The 17907-nt window shown below is 62.6% G+C and carries 15 protein-coding genes; 5 read left to right on the top strand and 10 right to left on the bottom strand.

What is annotated here, in order from left to right:
* The 6 genes from X268_RS22025 to pseG form a co-directional block, all read right to left on the bottom strand.
* On the bottom strand, positions 1-1395 hold the full coding sequence (locus X268_RS22025) for a surface carbohydrate biosynthesis protein (protein WP_128926863.1): 1395 nt from the start codon (positions 1393-1395) through the stop codon (positions 1-3).
* Entirely contained in the window at positions 1388-2497 is a 1110-nt protein-coding gene (gene pseI / locus X268_RS22030; protein WP_128926864.1) for a pseudaminic acid synthase, read from the bottom strand. The genes X268_RS22025 and pseI overlap by 8 nt, the downstream gene beginning before the upstream one ends.
* Before the next feature lie 96 nt (positions 2498-2593).
* A complete protein-coding gene (locus X268_RS22035) occupies positions 2594-3262 on the bottom strand; it encodes a PIG-L deacetylase family protein (RefSeq protein WP_128926865.1) in 669 nt (222 codons plus the stop codon).
* On the bottom strand, positions 3259-3951 hold the full coding sequence (locus X268_RS22040; protein ID WP_128926866.1) for a formyl transferase: 693 nt from the start codon (positions 3949-3951) through the stop codon (positions 3259-3261). Before X268_RS22040 ends, X268_RS22035 begins: the two co-directional genes overlap by 4 nt.
* Positions 3944-4603 carry a formyltransferase family protein gene (locus X268_RS22045; protein WP_128926867.1) on the bottom strand — a complete coding sequence of 220 codons (660 nt, stop codon included), beginning with the start codon at positions 4601-4603 and terminating at the stop codon, positions 3944-3946. Before X268_RS22045 ends, X268_RS22040 begins: the two co-directional genes overlap by 8 nt.
* 139 nt (positions 4604-4742) lie before the next feature.
* Positions 4743-5852 carry a UDP-2,4-diacetamido-2,4,6-trideoxy-beta-L-altropyranose hydrolase gene (gene pseG, locus X268_RS22050; RefSeq protein WP_128926868.1) on the bottom strand — a complete coding sequence of 370 codons (1110 nt, stop codon included), beginning with the start codon at positions 5850-5852 and terminating at the stop codon, positions 4743-4745.
* Positions 5853-5994: 142 nt separating this feature from the next.
* Here pseG and X268_RS22055 point away from each other — a divergent pair, with 142 nt between their 5' ends.
* From X268_RS22055 to X268_RS22065, 3 genes are all read left to right on the top strand, one after another.
* On the top strand, positions 5995-7395 hold the full coding sequence (locus X268_RS22055) for a capsular polysaccharide export protein, LipB/KpsS family (RefSeq protein ID WP_128926869.1): 1401 nt from the start codon (positions 5995-5997) through the stop codon (positions 7393-7395).
* A 12-nt stretch (positions 7396-7407) separates the two neighbouring features.
* Complete coding sequence (locus tag X268_RS22060; RefSeq protein ID WP_128926870.1) at positions 7408-8157, top strand: glycosyltransferase family 2 protein; 750 nt, start codon at positions 7408-7410, stop codon at positions 8155-8157.
* A gap of 166 nt (positions 8158-8323) precedes the next feature.
* The gene (locus X268_RS22065; protein WP_128926871.1) at positions 8324-9286 is read left to right on the top strand and encodes a UDP-glucuronic acid decarboxylase family protein; all 963 of its coding nucleotides are present in this window, start codon (positions 8324-8326) and stop codon (positions 9284-9286) included.
* 193 nt (positions 9287-9479) lie between these two features.
* Here the strand turns inward: X268_RS22065 and X268_RS22070 are convergent, their stop codons facing one another.
* Positions 9480-12806 carry a M10 family metallopeptidase C-terminal domain-containing protein gene (locus tag X268_RS22070; RefSeq protein WP_128926872.1) on the bottom strand — a complete coding sequence of 1109 codons (3327 nt, stop codon included), beginning with the start codon at positions 12804-12806 and terminating at the stop codon, positions 9480-9482.
* Positions 12807-13094: 288 nt separating this feature from the next.
* On the opposite strand from X268_RS22070, the gene X268_RS22075 reads away from it, so the two are divergent.
* A complete protein-coding gene (locus X268_RS22075; RefSeq protein ID WP_347341900.1) occupies positions 13095-13307 on the top strand; it encodes a hypothetical protein in 213 nt (70 codons plus the stop codon).
* Positions 13308-13424: 117 nt separating this feature from the next.
* Positions 13425-14618 (top strand): CaiB/BaiF CoA transferase family protein, encoded by a 1194-nt coding sequence (locus tag X268_RS22080; RefSeq protein WP_164937858.1) that lies wholly within the window; start codon positions 13425-13427, stop codon positions 14616-14618.
* Positions 14619-14625: 7 nt separating this feature from the next.
* Here the strand turns inward: X268_RS22080 and X268_RS22085 are convergent, their stop codons facing one another.
* The 3 genes from X268_RS22085 to X268_RS22095 all read right to left on the bottom strand — a co-directional run bounded on the left by X268_RS22085 (position 14626) and on the right by X268_RS22095 (position 17785).
* Entirely contained in the window at positions 14626-16143 is a 1518-nt protein-coding gene (locus tag X268_RS22085) for a tripartite tricarboxylate transporter permease (RefSeq protein ID WP_128926875.1), read from the bottom strand.
* A gap of 11 nt (positions 16144-16154) precedes the next feature.
* Positions 16155-16697 carry a tripartite tricarboxylate transporter TctB family protein gene (locus X268_RS22090; RefSeq protein WP_128926876.1) on the bottom strand — a complete coding sequence of 181 codons (543 nt, stop codon included), beginning with the start codon at positions 16695-16697 and terminating at the stop codon, positions 16155-16157.
* Between the two features lie 152 nt (positions 16698-16849).
* Positions 16850-17785 carry a Bug family tripartite tricarboxylate transporter substrate binding protein gene (locus X268_RS22095; RefSeq protein WP_128929343.1) on the bottom strand — a complete coding sequence of 312 codons (936 nt, stop codon included), beginning with the start codon at positions 17783-17785 and terminating at the stop codon, positions 16850-16852.
* Positions 17786-17907: the final 122 nt, after the last annotated feature.

Below are 17907 nucleotides of genomic sequence, written 5' to 3' on the forward strand. Positions count from 1 at the left end.
TCAGTTCAATTCCGCGAGTTGCACGCTCGCTCCACTCAGCATGCGTTTCACACGCGCGTTCTCGGCTGGCCGCGCAACAAAGCGCCTGCCGTCGACGGAAGCCCCATCGAGACGCTTCAATATAGAATTCACGGTCTCGATGCCGAACGCCTTGCCGTCCCGGCGACGCTCGCCTTCGGCCGAGCTGTAAGCACGACGCAGCAACGAACTTGTCCTGTGGCCCAGACTTCGACGAACCGCAGCCGCGGCCATCCCGCGCACCGAAGGCCGCGCTGAGGCAGGCATCGGCGCCTCGTCCCGCCCGGCGGAGATTGTCGCGAGCACCACCTCGGACACGCGAGCAGAACTCGCGCCATCCACGGCGGTATAGAGCTCGCTGAGAATTTCGCGGCGAAACGTGGCGGTTTCGGCAGGCAGCGGCGGCATGCGGTCCTCGAGACCCTGCCGGACCAGCTCGATCATTTCGGCCTCCCGGGCCGCACCTCGACTGACCCGCGTCGCCGCGTCGAGGCGCAGAGCCGGAGTGTTGAACCACTCCATGCTCAACGGCTCGACGTTCAGCATGGTGGCCTCGATCGCGGTGGAGCAATTCTGATGAACCAGCAGGCGCGCACCGCTGATCCATTCGAGCGACGTTCCGCTCTGAATGACCTTGGCGTTCGGCAGAGTCGCGAACGCATCATACGAGCTGATGTTCTCGAATGGGTGCGGCCGCAGCACGAATTGCACGTCGGAAAAGTGCTGCGCGAGCTTGATCGCCATATCCAGCGCGCTGCGATAGGCATGGGCGCCGTCGGCGATGAACTGCCGGGCGAATTCGCGCTCGAAGCCCGCCTTGACCATCGACTCTTCCTCGTGAGAGGTGCTGCCGGAGAAGCGCGGATTCACGGTCGGGAAGTTCGTATTGATGAGAACGTAGCCCGAGCCAACGGACGGCTTCGGCAACGCCGCACGCCAGGGAGGCGCGCAGAAATCATAGCGAGGACAACCGGTGGCGCGCAGGCGATCGGCCGCGACCGTGTCCTGCCGGAGGAACGCCGCGTACTGTGCCTGCCCCCAGACGCAGTAGAGATCGACAAGGTCGGGGCAGCCCGCACTCTTCACCATGCTGGCAAACTGGTCCGCGTTCTTGCCGCCAATTCCTTCCGTATCGAGAACGCCGACGAGGATTCCGGCGCTCTTGTAGGACTTGATTAGGTCGGCATTATTGGGACGCGTGTAGTTCACCAGCACGAGATCAGGCCGCAACGCCGGGACGTCGAATCCCTGCTCGTACATGGGCACCAGCGTAGCCTGCACGCCGCGTGTCGACAGTTGCCGCGCGAGCAGCACCAGTCCCTCGAGATCGCGAAGCGGGTTATCGACGACCAGACAGACATGCGGCTGATCAGCCACGGGCGCTCCTCGCCGCGCCTTGCGGCGTCGGGACCGCATCATCTGCAGACGAGAGCAGATCCCAACTCATCGGGGGTCCTCGCCGAACCGCGCGCCCTACACGCTTGCCAAGCAGCGTCTCGAAATATTTCGGCGGCAAGCCAAGACCGGGCCGGATGATGCGGAGGTTCTGCTCGCTGAGCACGTCGCCGGGGGCGAGATCCTCCGCCACGTACAGCGACCGGCGGAACACGAGCGACTTGCCCTCTTTTTCGGTCAAACCATAATAGACGTGGCCGAGTGCGAGCCAGGCGCGCTTGGTCTCGACCACAAGGGCGGCCATCTCCTCCGGCTCCATCGAGAAGGTCGAATCGACGCCGCCGTCGGCGCGGGCAAGCGTGAAATGCTTCTCGATCACGGTCGCACCGAGCGCAACGCTTGCGACCGACGCACCGATGCCGAACGTGTGGTCCGACAGCCCGACCTGGCAGCCGAACAGCGAGCGCATATGGGGAATGGTCAGCAGATTGGTGTCGGCGGGCGTCGCCGGATAGGTGCTGGTGCATTTCAGCAAGACGAGCTGCTTGCAGCCCGCCGCCCTGGCAGCTCTCACCGTCTCGTCGAGATCGGCCACCGTGGCCATGCCGGTCGAGATGATCATGGGTTTGCCAGTGGCCGCAACCCTGCGAATGAGCGGCAGATCGGTGTTCTCGAACGAGGCGATCTTGTAGCAGGCGACACCGAGACCTTCGAGAAAATCGACAGCGGTCGCATCGAACGGAGTCGAGAACGGAATCATGCCAAGTGAGCGCGCACGGTCGAAGATCGGTCCATGCCACTCCCAGGGGGTATAGGCCTGCTGGTAAAGCTCGTGCAGCGAACGACCTTTCCACAGGCTGTCGGGATCATCGATGAAAAATTCGTCGCGCGCGAGCGCAAGCGTCATCGTGTCGGCCGTATAGGTCTGCAGCTTGAGCGCGTGAGCCCCCGCCTTCGCGGCGGCCTCCACGATCGCCAACGCGCGCTCGAGCGACTGATTGTGGTTTCCCGACATCTCCGCAATGATGAACGGCTCGTGAGACTGGCCGATCTCGCGCCCGGCAATGGAGATGGTTGTGCTCATCGGTTACTCCTCGGTCTGTCGCAGCTATCCCGGAGTCGCCGGCCGCGCATCGCGCTGATTGCGGAATCCGAAAACACCGCTGCGAAAATCCTGTCTCTAGCGAACGACGCTTCTCAGCGTCACGAAACCTTCTGCGGCAACGAGACCAACGCTGGCGCCGCGCAAGGTAGCAAGAGCGCGCAACGCAGCATAGGACCTGGCATGGGGAAAGTCCCGCATTTCCTGATCGTAAGCCTGTAGCGCTTCTATCTTCCGCTCAATCGTGCTTTCGATCGATACGAAACGATCCGGCCGGAAGGCCTCACCAATTGCGGAGCTCGCCCATTCGGTCGACGAAGCCACCTCGAAGGCATAGATGGCTTTGTACGTGCTTGCCGGCATGGGCCGCAATGCCGTCATCACCGCCTGATGGACAATGCGATGATCGAGATTAAGGTCGCCGCCATGGTGGGTGTAGATGATCGTCGGCTGGATTCTTGCGATCAGTGGTTCAAGGGTCTGCACCACCGGCAGAAGACCGGCGCTGTCCAGCCTTTGGTCCGGGAAGTCGAAAAACATTGGTACATTTGCACCGAGTATCTTGCACGCTTTTTCGGCCGACGCATGGCGAGCTGCAAGCGCCCGGTCGCCGCGACTCGACACTCCATCGGCAAGGAACACGACCTCCACGGAGTCGCCGTCGTCGGCGTGCCTCGCCATCGTTCCGCCGCAGCCGAGCGCCTCATCATCGGCGTGCGCAGCGACAATCAACACCCTTTCGGTCACGGCTCGATCTTTCTGAATGTCGCGGTGGCACGCAGCGCGCCGTCCTCCAATTCAGCATTGCTGAATTCGATCCGCGTGTTTTCGATCTCGATGAATGATTTGGGATATTCCGGCGCGTCGAGCATCCGGATGTGATCATAGAGCCTGGCGAGCGTTTTGCTGCCGTCGAGCCTGGACTGCTCCGGCTTCCGGCGCTTGAAAGTCATGGCTTCGCCGACTTGGGGAATAGGCGTCGGCCACTCCCTGACCATGTCCCCGATCATCGACGCGGTCAGTTCGGCCATGCGGATGAAAATGTCATGCGCCGACCCCGCGAGTGACAGATCGCGCTGAAGATAGATATCGCCATCGTCGAAACCGGCATTCATCCGGAATGCCGTTAGCTTGGTCTGTTCGAAGCCCCGCTCGATCATATTCTGGATCGGGCTACCGCCTTTTCCGTACGGAAGCGGCGCTGCATGGAACGCTACGCATTCAAATGCGGACACGATCTGGTCGGGGACCTTCCAGTTCCAATGCGGGAAGAAGATCGCCTTGGGTCCGATTGCTTGCAGCTTCTCGAGCGTGAGGTCCGGCTGCCCTGCAATAAGGTGCCATTGCCCGGGAAGATGGCGGATCGTCCTTTCGAACTGCAGGACGTTCCAGGGCCTGACCGTGGCAACGCAATAGACCGGAGCAACCTCACTCATCGGATACCTCGGACACGGACACCTTCGAGATACGCACATGGTACCGGTGACCGCGGAAATCGAAGAAGGCGGGAAAGCGATCCGGATCGGCGACGCGCAGAAGATCGAACTGCGCGGAAATGGATTGGATGGGATCGAGCCGGGAATCTTCCGAGGTCCGCCGCCGGTAATAGGTGGGTTCGCGACCGTCCTGCGGCTGCGGCACCACGCGTCCGAAATGTTCGACCGCATGATCCATCAGTTCGAGCCATACCGAGAACAGCCTATGATTGATTTCGTCGCAAAGCTCGTGCCCCTCGAACTCGACAGGCCGCTTGGCCCAGATCGCTCCCGAATCGACCTTGTCGTCGGCCTCCAGCAACGAGACCACGAGCTTGTTTCTGCCTTCGAGTATCTGCCAGTTCTGCGGCGACCATCCGCGGCCTTCGGGCAGGTCACTAGAATGAATGACGAGCGCGGCCCCGTAGCGTGCACGATCCTGCCGCGAAATGATCTCGTGACAGGAGATTAGGAATAGGATGTCGCCGCCGCTCAGTTTCGCTTTGGTCTGCACCAGCTCCACGCTATGCGTGGCCGAAGCCGCGCTGACCCAGTTCTCCAGATAAGGGTAGACCGGATGCGACGCGCTGGAGCAGAGGATCGAAATCTTCATCTTCAACCGACGGACCGAACAGCGGGATTCTCGAGTTTCGTCCCGCCTTTAGCACGAAAGTCCGATTTGGCCACCAGCTGGCTGCCCACCCCCCGGAATTTTTGGACACTTGGCGGAATTATAGCCCAGAATCAACGACCTAGTTGCGCATATGGGCCACGACCTGGTTCCGCCCTTCGCCGTCGACCAGCGCGAGAGCGGCCTCCCCCATTGCCCTGACGCGAAGCGCATCGTCGAGCAGCGAAAGCAGACTTTCGGCAAGCATCTCAATCGTGACGGCCGGCGCGGAACCCAAATAAAGCGCCGCTCCCACATCAGCCAGGGCCGTCAGCGCACCGACCTGGTTTTCGGCGATGTCCCCCGCCACGGCAGGCAAGCCGAGGCAACAGCGCTCCCAGCTCATCCCCCCGCCGGCCCCGATCGACAGATCGGCCCGACGCATCAACTCAGCAATGTTGTCAGCCCCCCGATAGACCCGTGCCCCCGATAACCCGCTGCACAATTGCACAATCGCATGCGCATGAGGATTGGTCGGCCCGACGACCACATCCACCTTAACTGACGGCGTCGCGAGGCTCGCGATCGCTCGCACCGCTTTGGCGGTCTCATTGGTGGGATCGGAGCCCCCGTAGCAGACCAGAATACGGCCAATCTGGCCGCTGCGGGCTGTCAACAGGCGACGCTGCTGGGTGAAATCGGGGCGCAACAGCGCATATCGCGGTCCAAGCAGCTGCGTACAGGTCTCGGCCACACGGTCCTTATAGCGCGTGTGCATCTCCCGAACGAGATTCTGGTCGAGCAGGACGTCGCAATCATGTTGGCGATTGGCCAGATCGTCGATTGCGAGAATCCTCAAGGCATCGCGCCGACATGCGCTTTCCCAGCGAAAATCGAGGGCGTAGTGATCGACAATGAGCCAATCGGCCGCGCCGATCCGGTCCATGGCTTGCGAGGTCTGTTCTGCGTCCTGTCGCCATGTCGTCGGCAGCCAATCCGCATACGGGCCGGCGTCGTCCGTTTCGGGACGGCCCCCCGGCGGATCCGACAATAGGCGCACATCGTGTCCGCATCCTTCGACGAATGCTCTCAATCCCGCGGCGTGGCTGCGCAGGAGAAAGCACGACTTCGCTCCCCTTTCGGCGAGCGCATTCGCCAACGTGAGGCATCGGGTGAGGTGCCCCATACCCATCTGGACCGATGCGTCAACGCGAAAGACGACTCGCTGCATGCTGTTCGTGAACCCAACCAACGATCTTGTCCTGCCCGCGATCGTAGCTGATGAGACCGTCGGCTACCACAATCAGGGACCGGAACTCACTTCAATCCACCCTTGAGCTATCGCGCAAGCTTCTATATGCGGAAACCGCAACCAAGCGTACTGCAAACCTACCATGAGCTCCTCCAAGACGATCCTGATCACGACGCTTGCCGAATACCAGACCCGGTTCTGGATTCCGGTGGCGCAGCGTCTGCGCGCGTCAGGATGCGGGGTCGAACTGCTCGCCTTTGACGATCGCAGCGCCGAGATGGCGGCGGCCGCGGGCGTGCCGGTCACGAACATGTACCGCGAGGGCCTCAAGGCCGGCCCCTCGCCCGATGAGCGGGCGGCTTTTGATGCACGGATCGAAGCCTATGGCCTCGACGGCTCCAATTTCCTGTTCAGCCATGAGCGCTTCACTTTCGGAATCCGCGACAGCGCGGCGCTGCGCCGGCGTTTCATGATTTACGCCAACGCCATGGAGGCGTTGCTCGACCGTCTCGCGGGGCAAGGCAAGCATGCCGTGCTGGTGCAGGAGCTCGGCGGCTTTCTCTCGGTGATCTCGAGCTTCTACGCTGCGAAGCGTCGCGGTATCCGCAATTGGTTCATCGAGCCGTCATTCTTCCGCGGCCGGATGTACTTCACGCCGGACAGTCTTGCCGCGCCGCAGGTGATGGCAAGACCTGCGGATGAGGTGTCGCGCGAAGTGCGCAGCTATCTCGACGACACCCTGAAGCAGCAGGCCATCGTTATCCCCAAGAAGGACCAGCATCATTATTCGGCGGCCTTCAAGAAGGTGGTCAACCTGCGCAACTCGCGCCGCTTCGCCGAGAAACTCTGGGACCAGTTCGCGCTCGGCAAGCACCAGGAATTCGGGCACAATCTGCGCCACGCCCGCGTGCATGCCGCGATGGCACTCAACGCGACACGGCTGAAGAAGCTCTATCGTCCAATCCCGGACAAGCGGTTCGTCTATTATCCCTTCCACGTGCCGGCCGACATGGCCCTGACCCTGCGCTCGCCGGACTATCTCGATCAGGTTGCGACCGTCGATTTCCTGCTGCGGACGATTCCGGATTCGCACGTGCTGGTGGCGAAGGAGCACCCCGCCCAAATCGGCGCGATCTCCGCCGATCGCCTGTTCGAGCTGGCGCGCCGCTTCGACAATTTCGTGCTGCTGCCGCCGCAGACCAACAATTACACCGTGCTGAACCGCTCCGACGCCGTCATATCCGTCAACAGCAAATCCGGCGCTGAGGCGCTCCTGCTCGGCAAGCCGGTCGTGGTGATGGGTGACGCCTTCTACAGCTCATGTCCGCTGATCTATGCCGCCGACCGCCTGCGCGACGTGCCGACACGCCTGCGCGAGGCGCTGCGGGACGGCCCATTCGACCCGGCCAGGGGCGCCCCCTATTTCGAGGCCGCCTGGCGGCGGTCGTTTCCGGGCGAGCTCTATATCAGCGACGCCACACAGCTCGACACTTTCGCGGACTCGTTGCGCGCCGCGGTAGTCGAGACCGCCGTTGCCGGTTGAATGGATTGCGAGATGCCCCTCGTCTCGATCATCACGCCATCCTGGAACGTCGAACGCTTCATCGAGGAAACAGTCGCTTCGGTACAGGCCCAAACCTTCGGTGACTGGGAGCTGCTGATCGCCGATGACTGCTCGACCGATCGCACGCCCGCGATCGTGGCCGAGATCGGCGCGCGCGATCCGCGCGTCAAGCTGATCCGGATGCCGAAGAACGGCGGTCCGGCGCTGGCGCGCCAGGCGGCGATCGACAAGGCCGAAGGTCGCTATCTCGCATTCCTCGACAGCGACGACCTATGGCTGCCCACGAAGCTCGAACACCAGCTCGCCTTTGCCCGCGACAAGCGCGCGGCGCTCAGCTACACCGCGTTTCGCCGCATCGATGAAGCCAATACCATGGCGGGCCGGCTGATCGAAGTGCCGGCAGAGCTGAGCTATGACCAGCTCCTGAAGAACACCTCAATCGCGACACTGACGGCGCTGGTTGACCGCGAGATTTCAGGTCCCGTCGCCATGACCAACGAGGGCTATGACGATTTTTGCCTGTGGCTGTCTATCCTCCGCCGCGGTCACATTGCCCACGGCCTCAACGAGGACCTGGCGCGTTATCGTGTCAGAGGTTCGTCCGTCTCCAGCCGCCCGGTGCGCTCTGCCAAATGGGTCTGGAACATCTATCGCAACATCGAGCAGCTGCCGTTGCTCAAATCGGCCTGGTGCTTCGGCCATTGGGGCGCGCGGGCGTGGTTGAAGCGGCGAGAGTTCTAAGCTGATCGCGGCACCGCGGGACGACCGGTTTGAAAAAGTGCGAAAACAACCCCATGCACAGTAGCGGTGTTTAATTACCTCTCTCTAAGCCATTTGGCTATTGGCGAGTCCGGCCGTTGCCGATACCACTCCTCAAGCTGCCCGGCCGGGTATTTTGGAACCGATGATGCCGTTTGAAAGCTACAAGAACAGCCGCATCCTCGTGACAGGCGGCGCCGGGTTCATCGGATCGCACCTCTGCGAACGACTGCTCGCGGCCGGGGCCGAAGTTGTGTCCGCGGACAATTATTTCACCGGCAGCCGGCGCAACATTGCCCATCTGCTTGCAAATCCGCTGTTCGAGGCGGTTAGGCACGATGTTACCTTCCCCCTCTATATCGAGGTCGATGCGATCTTCAACCTGGCCTGCCCGGCCTCGCCGATCCATTACCAGCGCGATCCCGTGCAGACCACCAAGACCTCGGTGCACGGCGCGATCAACATGCTGGGCCTCGCCAAACGGCTCAAGGCACGCATCTTCCAGGCCTCGACCAGCGAGGTCTATGGCGACCCGCTGATCCATCCGCAGACCGAGGATTATTGGGGCAACGTCAACCCGATCGGCATCCGCTCCTGCTATGACGAGGGCAAGCGCTGCGCCGAGACGCTGTTCTTCGACTACTGGCGCCAGCACGGCCTGCCGATCAAGATCGCGCGCATCTTCAACACCTACGGGCCGCGGATGCAGCCCAACGACGGCCGCGTGGTGTCGTCGTTCATCGTCCAGGCGCTCCAGGGCGAACCGATTACAGTGTTCGGCGACGGCGGCCAGACTCGCTCGTTTTGCTATGTCGACGACCTCGTCGAGGCCATCACCCGGCTGATGGCGACGAACGAAGACGTCACCGGTCCGATCAACCTCGGCAACAATTCCGAGTTCACCATCCGCGAGCTGGCCGAGAAGGTCATCAAGCTCACCGGCTCGCGCTCCAAGCTCGAGTTCAAGCCGCTGCCGCAGGACGATCCGCGACAGCGGCAACCCAACCTCACCAAGGCCAAGGCCATCTTGAATTGGGAACCGAAAGTCGCGCTCGAGGACGGCCTGAAGGAGACGATTGCCTATTTCAAGCACTCGCTCGAGTTCGCCTGATTTGATGCACGGCTCCCACGATGGCTTGCCTCTCGAACATCATCTCAGTCCGCGATCTCGACTGCGGCGCTTGGCGGGTGCACTTTTCAGCCCAAAGCATGATCCGGAAAAGTGCGAAGCGGTTTTCCGGGAATGATCATGCGCAAACAACAACCTAAAGCGCGATGACGATTCATCTAAATCTCATCGCGCTTTAGTGAAATAGGAAGGTTCGCATCAGAAGCTCAGTGATGTGGGATGGGCTTGAATGGTCAGTAGAGGAGAAGGCCTGATCACTCCGCTGGCCTTCCCAAGATCCATGATCAAACGAGGACGCTTGCGTCTCCAAGAGCAATCCAATGTCAAGCAGGCGGCTTGAAAGATCCGGCAATCCGCTATGGATAGAACTGGTATCCGTCTTACCAGTGAGCTCGATTCCAGGTTGGAAAACGAAACCTTCGTTGTGCCGCTGGAGAAGCTCCGTTGCAGATGATGCGTCGGCCCCAGCAGCCGCCGGAGGAACTCCAATGGTCCCATCGCCATTGAGGTCTTGCTGGAAGGTGGTCTCGATCGATCGAAGTGATGCGTTCGTCCCCGTCACCTGGGGGACGATATTGGCCGTGTAGTTGCCGTTGCTGTCCGTGCTCCAGACCGTGTAGAGACCTGTCGCCGCGTCCTTCCAGGCCACGTCGTATCCGCCGCCGGTCTGCTCCGCTGCGATAGGCGCCCAGGTCCCGAACGCAGTGGCGCTGACCGGCGAGCCGGAGTACTTCAGGACAGGTCCGCTGCCCGTGCTGATGGCCTCGAGAAAGAAATTGTCTCCCGTCTGCACCAGCTTGGTCGAGCCCTGCGCCTCAAGCGTGACGGTGGGAATACCGATGGTCCCATCGCCATTGAGGTCTTGCTGGAAGGTGGTCTCGATCGATTGAAGTGATGCGTTCGTCCCCGTCACCTGGGGAACGATATTGGCCGTGTGGTTGCCGTTGCTGTCCGTGCTCCAGACCGTGTAGAGACCTGTCGCCGCGTCCTTCCAGGCCACGTCGTATCCGCCGCCGGTCTGCTCCGCTGCGATGGGCGCCCAGGTCCCGAACGCAAGGGCGCTGACCGGCGAGCCGGAGTACTTCAGGACAGGCCCGCTGCCCGTGCTGATGGCCTCGAGATAGAAATTGTCTCCCGTCTGCACCAGCTTGGTCGAGCCCTGCGCCTCAAGCGTGACGCTGGGAATACCGATGGTCCCATCGCCATTGAGGTCTTGCTGGAAGGTGGTCTCGATCGATCGAAGTGATGCGTCCGTCCCCGTCACCTGGGGGACGATATTGGCCGTGTAATTGCCGTTGCTGTCCGTGCTCCAGACCGTGTAGAGACCTGTCGCCGCGTCCTTCCAGGCCACGTCGTATCCGCCGCCGGTCTGCTCCGCTGCGATAGGCGCCCAGGTCCCGAACGCAGTGGCGCTGACCGGCGAGCCGGAGTACTTCAGGACAGGTCCGCTGCCCGTGCTGATGGCCTCGAGAAAGAAATTGTCTCCCGTCTGCACCAGCTTGGTCGAGCCCTGCGCCTCAAGCGTGACGGTGGGTATACCGATGGTCCCATCGCCATTGAGGTCTTGCTGGAAGGTGGTCTCGATCGATTGAAGTGATGCGTTCGTCCCCGTCACCTGGGGAACGATATTGGCCGTGTAGTTGCCGTTGCTGTCCGTGCTCCAGACCGTGTAGAGACCTGTCGCCGTGTCCCTCCAGGCCACGTCGTATCCGCCGCCGGTCTGCTCCGCTGCGATGGGCGCCCAGGTCCCGAACGCAAGGGCGCTGACCGGCGAGCCGGAGTACTTCAGGACAGGCCCGCTGCCCGTGCTGATGGCCTCGAGATAGAAATTGTCTCCCGTCTGCACCAGCTTGGTCGAGCCCTGCGCCTCGAGCGTGGCGCTGGGAATACCGATGGTCCCATCGCCATTGAGGTCTTGCTGGAAGGTGGTCTCGATCGATCGAAGTGATGCGTTCGTCCCCGTCACCTGGGGAACGATATTGGCCGTGTAGTTGCCGTTGCTGTCCGTGCTCCAGACCGTGTAGAGACCTGTCGCCGTGTCCCTCCAGGCCACGTCGTATCCGCTGCCGGTCTGCTCCGCTGCGATAGGCGCCCAGGTCCCAAACGCAGTGGCGCTGACCGGCGAGCCGGAGTACTTCAGGACAGGCCCGCTGCCCGTGCTGATGGCCTTAAGATAGAAATTGTCTCCCGTCTGCACCAGACTAGTCGACCCGATCGCCTCGATCGCAACGTTGATCACGCTGACGCTTGCAATCGTGCTATCGGCGAACTGAAGATATTCGACGCCGGTGATGGTGTCGGTACCGTCAGGCGAGCCGGAGCGCTGATCGGCTATGGTGAAGGTCTGCGTACTCGCGTTGTACGAAATCGTGTAGCTCGCCCGGTTGCCCGAAAACACGGCGGTGTCGGTGCCGACGCCGCCGATGATGGTGTCGTTGCCCGCCCCGCCGGTAATGGTGTCGTTACCACTGCCGCCGTTCAGCGTATTGGCGGTGGAGTTGCCGACGATGGTGTCATTGCCGGATCCACCGATGGCGTTGTCGATGTAGGAGCGGGCGTCGCCGCTATAGAGATAGGCGTTGTAGACGTTGCCCGACGCGTAATGGCCGTCGCCGAGATACGCCAGCTGCACCGAGGAGAACACCGACGAGGCGCCGGGATTGAGGTTGATGCTAAGGTTGGTCGTGTAGTTCGACAGGTCATAGGTGTCGACGCCGCCGCCGTCCCAGACCGTCTCGTAGATGCGGTTGGCCGAGCCGCCGGCGCCGCCGCCCGGCGCCAGCTGCCCAACACCGTTGATGAACTCCTGGCCGGTGGTCGGATTCCAGGTGTAGACGGTGTTGCCGCTTTGGGTCGTATAGTCCGCGCCGTACATCGTCTGGAGCGCGAGGATATCGTTGGCCATGTAGGTCTGAGGATAGCCATACGCCTCGTTGGTGTAGCCGGACGTGGTCGAAGCGCCGACATAGCTGCGGTAGCTCATGACGGTGTATTCGCTGTCGTCATGCGCGCTCGGCACCGCGACGTTGGCGGGGCCGCCGGCCTCCTGGCTGTGCTTGAGGCCAAAGGCATGGCCGAGCTCGTGCAGCGCGGTCGTGAAGTAATAGTTGCCGAGCTTGGCCAGCGAGAAATTATATTGGGTGCCGAACCAGACGTCGCCGCCGGGCGCGTAGTTACCGGGATAGTAGGCGTAGGCGGTCGGATTGGCCGCCGGCGACTGCGCGATCATGATGTCGGCGCCGTTCGTGCCCGCGTACTGGATGTTGGCGTTGGTGTAGCTGAGGATCAGCCCGATCGCGTAATTGATCGCCGCCTGGATCTGGGTGGGCGCCGCGGCAAAGCCCGACGTAGTCGGCTCGCTGTCGCCGCCGCTGTAGGGATTGGCATAGTCGCTCGGTGCGTCAGGAAAGCTGTAGGTGATCGTGCCTGACCATTTGTAGCCCGACAGCAGGCCATCGATCTCGGCGTTGTTGGTGGCACTGACATTTACAGCGGTAGCCAATTGAATCTCCAAAGCAACGCGTCGTGTGATTCGCCGCGAGGGCACATGATTCTAGCTAGAGAGTTAAACGTTTGGTTTAAATGGGGCAGCGGCGTTCGCGGCGCTTCCCTAAGGCAGTGTTAGCCATCAAATCCCGTAGTCATACGGGAGACGCGCAAAGGTTTCGTTCCCGGAACACCCGTAACTTATAGGGTCTTCATGAAACGACGTTCACTTCGGGCCGGCCTGCTTGGCGCCCTGGTCGTACTTGCCGGATCGGCCCATCACCCCCTCGGAGGACTGCCTGTCATGGTGGAGAAGGCCAAGGCGGACGACAGCGGCAAGGCGGCGCGCGCGCCCTCCATGCCGATGGCCCGCGATCCCGCCGTTGCGGTGGCGGAGGAATACCAAGCTGCGCGCCGCAAGGGAACGCGCGAGGCGCTCGAGCTCTTCATTGCGCGTCACGGCGATGATCCCCTGGCCGAGCAGGCGCGGGCCGGGTTGAAGCGCCTGCCGCGCTGATCGCAGACACCGCATCAGGCATGGCATTTCGGCAGGCGGGACCGGCGCCGGGCCGGGCTTGTCGCGTGGTCTTTCGGCACTATGGTAGGCCCGCAATCTGTCCTGGAGCCTTGCAAGATGCCCTTTCCGCATGCCTCGGAAGCCCTGTCGCGCTTCACCGTGCTCGATCTGACCCGCGTCCGGTCCGGGCCCACCTGCGTGCGGCAGCTGGCGGACTGGGGGGCGAATGTCATCAAGATCGATGCGCTGACCGAAGACGCCGGCGGCGAGCAGCCGGGCGGCCCCCGGCGAGGCTCCGACTTTCAGAATTTGCATCGCAACAAGCGGGCCATGACGCTGAACCTGAAGGACGAGCGCGGGCTGGCCGTGTTCAAGCGCCTTGCAGCCAAGGCCGACGTCGTGGTCGAGAATTTCCGGCCCGATGTGAAGAAGAAGCTCGGCATCGACTACGACAGCCTCGCCAAGATCAACCCGCGCATCGTCTATGGCAGCATCTCCGGCTTCGGCCAGGATGGCCCCTATCACAAGCGGCCCGGCTTCGATCAGATCGCGCAAGGCATGGGCGGGCTGATGTCGATCACCGGGGCGCCGGGCGAAGGCCCGATGCGCGTCGGCATTCCCGTCGCCGACCTGACGGCCGGCCTGTTCTGCGCCATGGGCATCCTCACCGCGCTGCTCGAGCGCGAAGTCTCGGGCAAGGGCCAGTGGGTGCAGACCTCGCTGCTCCAGGCACAGATCTTCATGCTCGACTTCCAGGCCGCGCGCTGGCTGATGGAGAAAGAGGTCGCCAAGCAGGCCGGGAACAACCATCCGACCAGCATCCCGACCGGCGTGTTCAAGACCTCTGACGGCTACATCAACATCGCCACCACCGGCGGACGGATCTGGGAACGCTGCGCGCAGGCAATCGGCGCACCGGAACTCTATGCCCATCCCGACTATGCCACCGCCCCTGCCCGCTCCAAGAACCGCGACGCGCTCAACGCCGAGATCGAGAAGCGCACCGTGACGAAGTCGACCGAGACCTGGGTCCGCGAGCTCAACGAGGCCGGCGTGCCCTGCGGGCCGATCTACGCCATCGACCAGATGTTCGATGACGCCCAGGTCCGGCATCTCGGCATCGCCCAGGATGTGCCAAACGAGGAGGGCCGCCCTATCCGCCTGGTCGGTCAGCCCGTGACGCTGTCCCGCACGCCGAGCAAGATGGTGGCGCGGCCGCCGGAATTCGGCGAGCAGACCGACGAGGTGCTGAAAGAGTTCGGCTTCGGCGCCGACGAGATTGCGGGGCTCAGGGACGCCAAGGTGGTGTGAGTCCGACCTATTGCGATGTCGCTCTCGTCCCCTGGGTCAGCCCGACGCGAGCAAGCACACCGTCGATCACCGGCCAGAACAGCAGCACGATCGCCAGCGTCGTGATCGAGCCGACCAGGCCGTTCGACCAGAACACCTTGAGATCGCCGCCGGCGCCGATCATCGACAGACGAAAGGCGTCCTCGGCGCGGTTGCCGAGCACCAGCGCGAGGGTGAACGGCGCCAGCGGAATGCCGATCTTCTTGAAGACGTAACCGACCACGCCGAAGCCGAGCATCAGCCAGATGTCGAACATCGCGTTCTGGATCGCGTAAGCGCCGATCGCGCAGGACACCACGATCATCGGAGCCACCGCGGCAAACGGCACGCGCAGGATCGAGGCGAAGATCGGCACCGTCGTCAACACCAGCACGAGGCCGACGACATTGCCGAGATACATCGAGGCGATCAGGCCCCAGACGAAGTCCTTGTGCTCGACGAACAGCAGCGGGCCCGGATTGAGCCCCCACACCATCACCCCGCCGAGCAGGATCGCCGCGGTGCCCGAGCCGGGAATGCCGAGCGCCAGCATCGGCAGCAGCGCCGAGGTGCCGGAGGCATGCGCCGCCGTCTCCGGCGCGAACACGCCCTCGATGCGCCCCCTGCCGAAGCTCTCGGGTTCTTTCGCAAAGCGTTTTGCAAGATTGTAGCCCATGAAGGAGGCCGCGATCGCGCCGCCAGGGGTGATGCCGAGCCAGCAGCCGATGAAGGATGAGCGCAGCAGCGTCACCCAGTATTTCGGCAGGTCCTTCCAGACGCCGAGCACGACGCGCAGCGAAATGCTCGCGGCGTGTCCGCGCAGCGCGAGGCGCTCCTCCATCGTCAGCAGGATCTCGCTGATGCCGAACAGGCCGATGACGGCGACCAGGAAGTTGATGCCGCGCAGCAGCTCCGGCGAGCCGAAGGTCATGCGGAGATTGCCCGACACGGTGTCCATGCCGATGCCGGCCAGCAGCAGGCCCAGCGACATCGAGATGACCGTCTTGTGCTTGGCCTCACGCCCCAATCCGACGAAGGAGCAGAAGGTGAGCAGATACACCGCAAAGAACTCGGGCGGGCCGAATTTCAGCGCAAAGGACGAGATCATCGGCGCGAGGAAGGTGATCAGCAGCACCGCGACCAGCGAACCAACGAAGGAGGACGTGAACGCCGCCGTCAGGGCCTCCGCCGCCCTGCCCTGCTGTGCCATCGGATAACCGTCGAAGGGGGTTGCGACCGACCAGGCTTCGCCGGGAATGTTGAACAGGATCGAGGTGATCGCGCCGCCGAACAGCGCGCCCCAATAGATGCAGGACAGCATCACGATCGCTGAGGTCGGATCCATCGTGAAGGTCAGCGGCAGCAGGATAGCGACGCCGTTGGGGCCGCCGAGCCCCGGCAGCACGCCGACGAAGATGCCGAGCACCAGCCCGACCATCATCAGCACGAGTGTCTTCCAGGTGAGCAGGACGGCGAAGCCGTGAAGCAGGAGACCAAGAGCTTCCATCGCGCGACCGCCTAACGGCCGAAGGCCGCTTCGAGCGGCCCTTTCGGCATGATGACGTCGAAGGCGATGTCGAAGGTGACGAACATGATCGCCGTGAACACGAACGCGGTGAGCAGCGACTTCCACGGCGCGATCTTGCCGACGAGACGCATGAAGCCCGCGATCAGGAGGAAGCTCGCGACATAGAGGCCGAGGAACTGTGTGACCAGGCAGAACAGCAGGGTCGGCACGAACACCGCCATCACGCGGCGCGCCTGCGCGTGCGTGACGAAGGTCTCGGGCGCCCTGCGGTGCGCGACCAGTGCGGCGATCAGGCCATAGAGGCTGCCGCCGCCGAGGACGATGGAGAGATAGAACGGGAAATAGCCAGGCTCGGGGCCGGTCGTATCCCAGGACGCGCCGGTGCGCCAATTGTCGTAGCCGAGCGTGACGGCCAGCGCGAGCAGCAGAACGCAGACGACGATCTCGATCGTGCCGGAGGACACGACGGAGGGCGAGTCGTCTTCAGGCGCGGTCGGATCGTCGACGACGATTTCCAGATCGGTTTGGGACATGAGCTGCCAGATCAAATTGCGCTGTCATCATCCGCGAAAGCGGATGATCCAGTAGTCCGTGCAGAGGCCGTATCGTTGAGCTCTGTGCGATACTGGATCCCCCGCCCCCCGTGCGCAATTGCGCACTAGGCAGGGCATGACACCGGAGGTGGTTACTTCGCGACGAACCCGGCTTCGGTCATCAGCGACTTGTTCTGCGCATCATCCTCCTCGAGGAACTGGACCATGTCCTTGCCGGTGAGGAAGATCGGCTTCAACGCCTGCTTCTCCATGTACTCCTTGTACTCCGCAGTCTGCGTCACCTTGTGGAACAGCTCGACGTAGAACGCCTGTTGCTCCGGCGTGACCTTGCCGGGCAGGAACATCGCGCGCAGCATCAGATATTGCACGTCGACACCCTCCTCCTTGCAGGTCGGAATGTCGGCCCACGACTGGGTGTCCGTCACCTTGCTGGTGTAGGAGATGCGCTCCTTGTCGAACACGCAGAGCGGACGCACCTGGCCCGCGCGCCAGACTTCGAGATTTTCGGATGGATTGTTGACGTTGGCTTCGGTGTGATTGCCGACCAGCTGGGTCGCGGCCTCGCCACCGGACTTGTAGGGCAGATAGGAGAACTTCGCGCCGGTCTTCTGCTCGAGGAAGACGGTCAGCACGTGATCCTCGCGCTTGGAGCCGGTGCCGCCCATCTTGAAGGGTGCGCTCGCAGCCTTCGCGGCCGCGACAAACTCCTTCACCGACTTGGGCCCGGCGCTGTTGTCCCACAGCACGAACTGGTCGAGCGCGATCACCGAGACCGGGGTCAGCTCGCGCCAGTTGAACGGGATCTTCGCTGACAGCGGCAGCATGTAGATCAGCGAATAGGCGATCAGCACCTTGTTCGGATCGCCCTCGCTGGACTTCATGTACATCAGCGCTTCCGCGCCCGAAGCGCCGCCCTTGAGCGAGACGACGATCGGCTGCTTCATCAGATTGTTCTTCTGGATCGCGGCCTGCATCATCCGGGCCATCTGGTCGGAGGCCCCGCCCGCGCCCGCCGCCACGACGATCTCCACCGGTTTTGCCGGCTCCCAGCCGGCGAACGCCGGCATGCTCAACAACAGGGCCGTCGCAGCCCCGACGGCTTTCACTGGAATACGCACGAGTTTCGTCCCCTGGTTATTATTGGCTTTGTGATGCCGGGAAATTTATCGATGCATTGTGCGGACTAAAG

Origin of the sequence: Bradyrhizobium guangxiense (genome assembly GCF_004114915.1) — a bacterium.
In the GTDB taxonomy this organism is placed as follows: Bacteria; Pseudomonadota; Alphaproteobacteria; order Rhizobiales; family Xanthobacteraceae; genus Bradyrhizobium; species Bradyrhizobium guangxiense.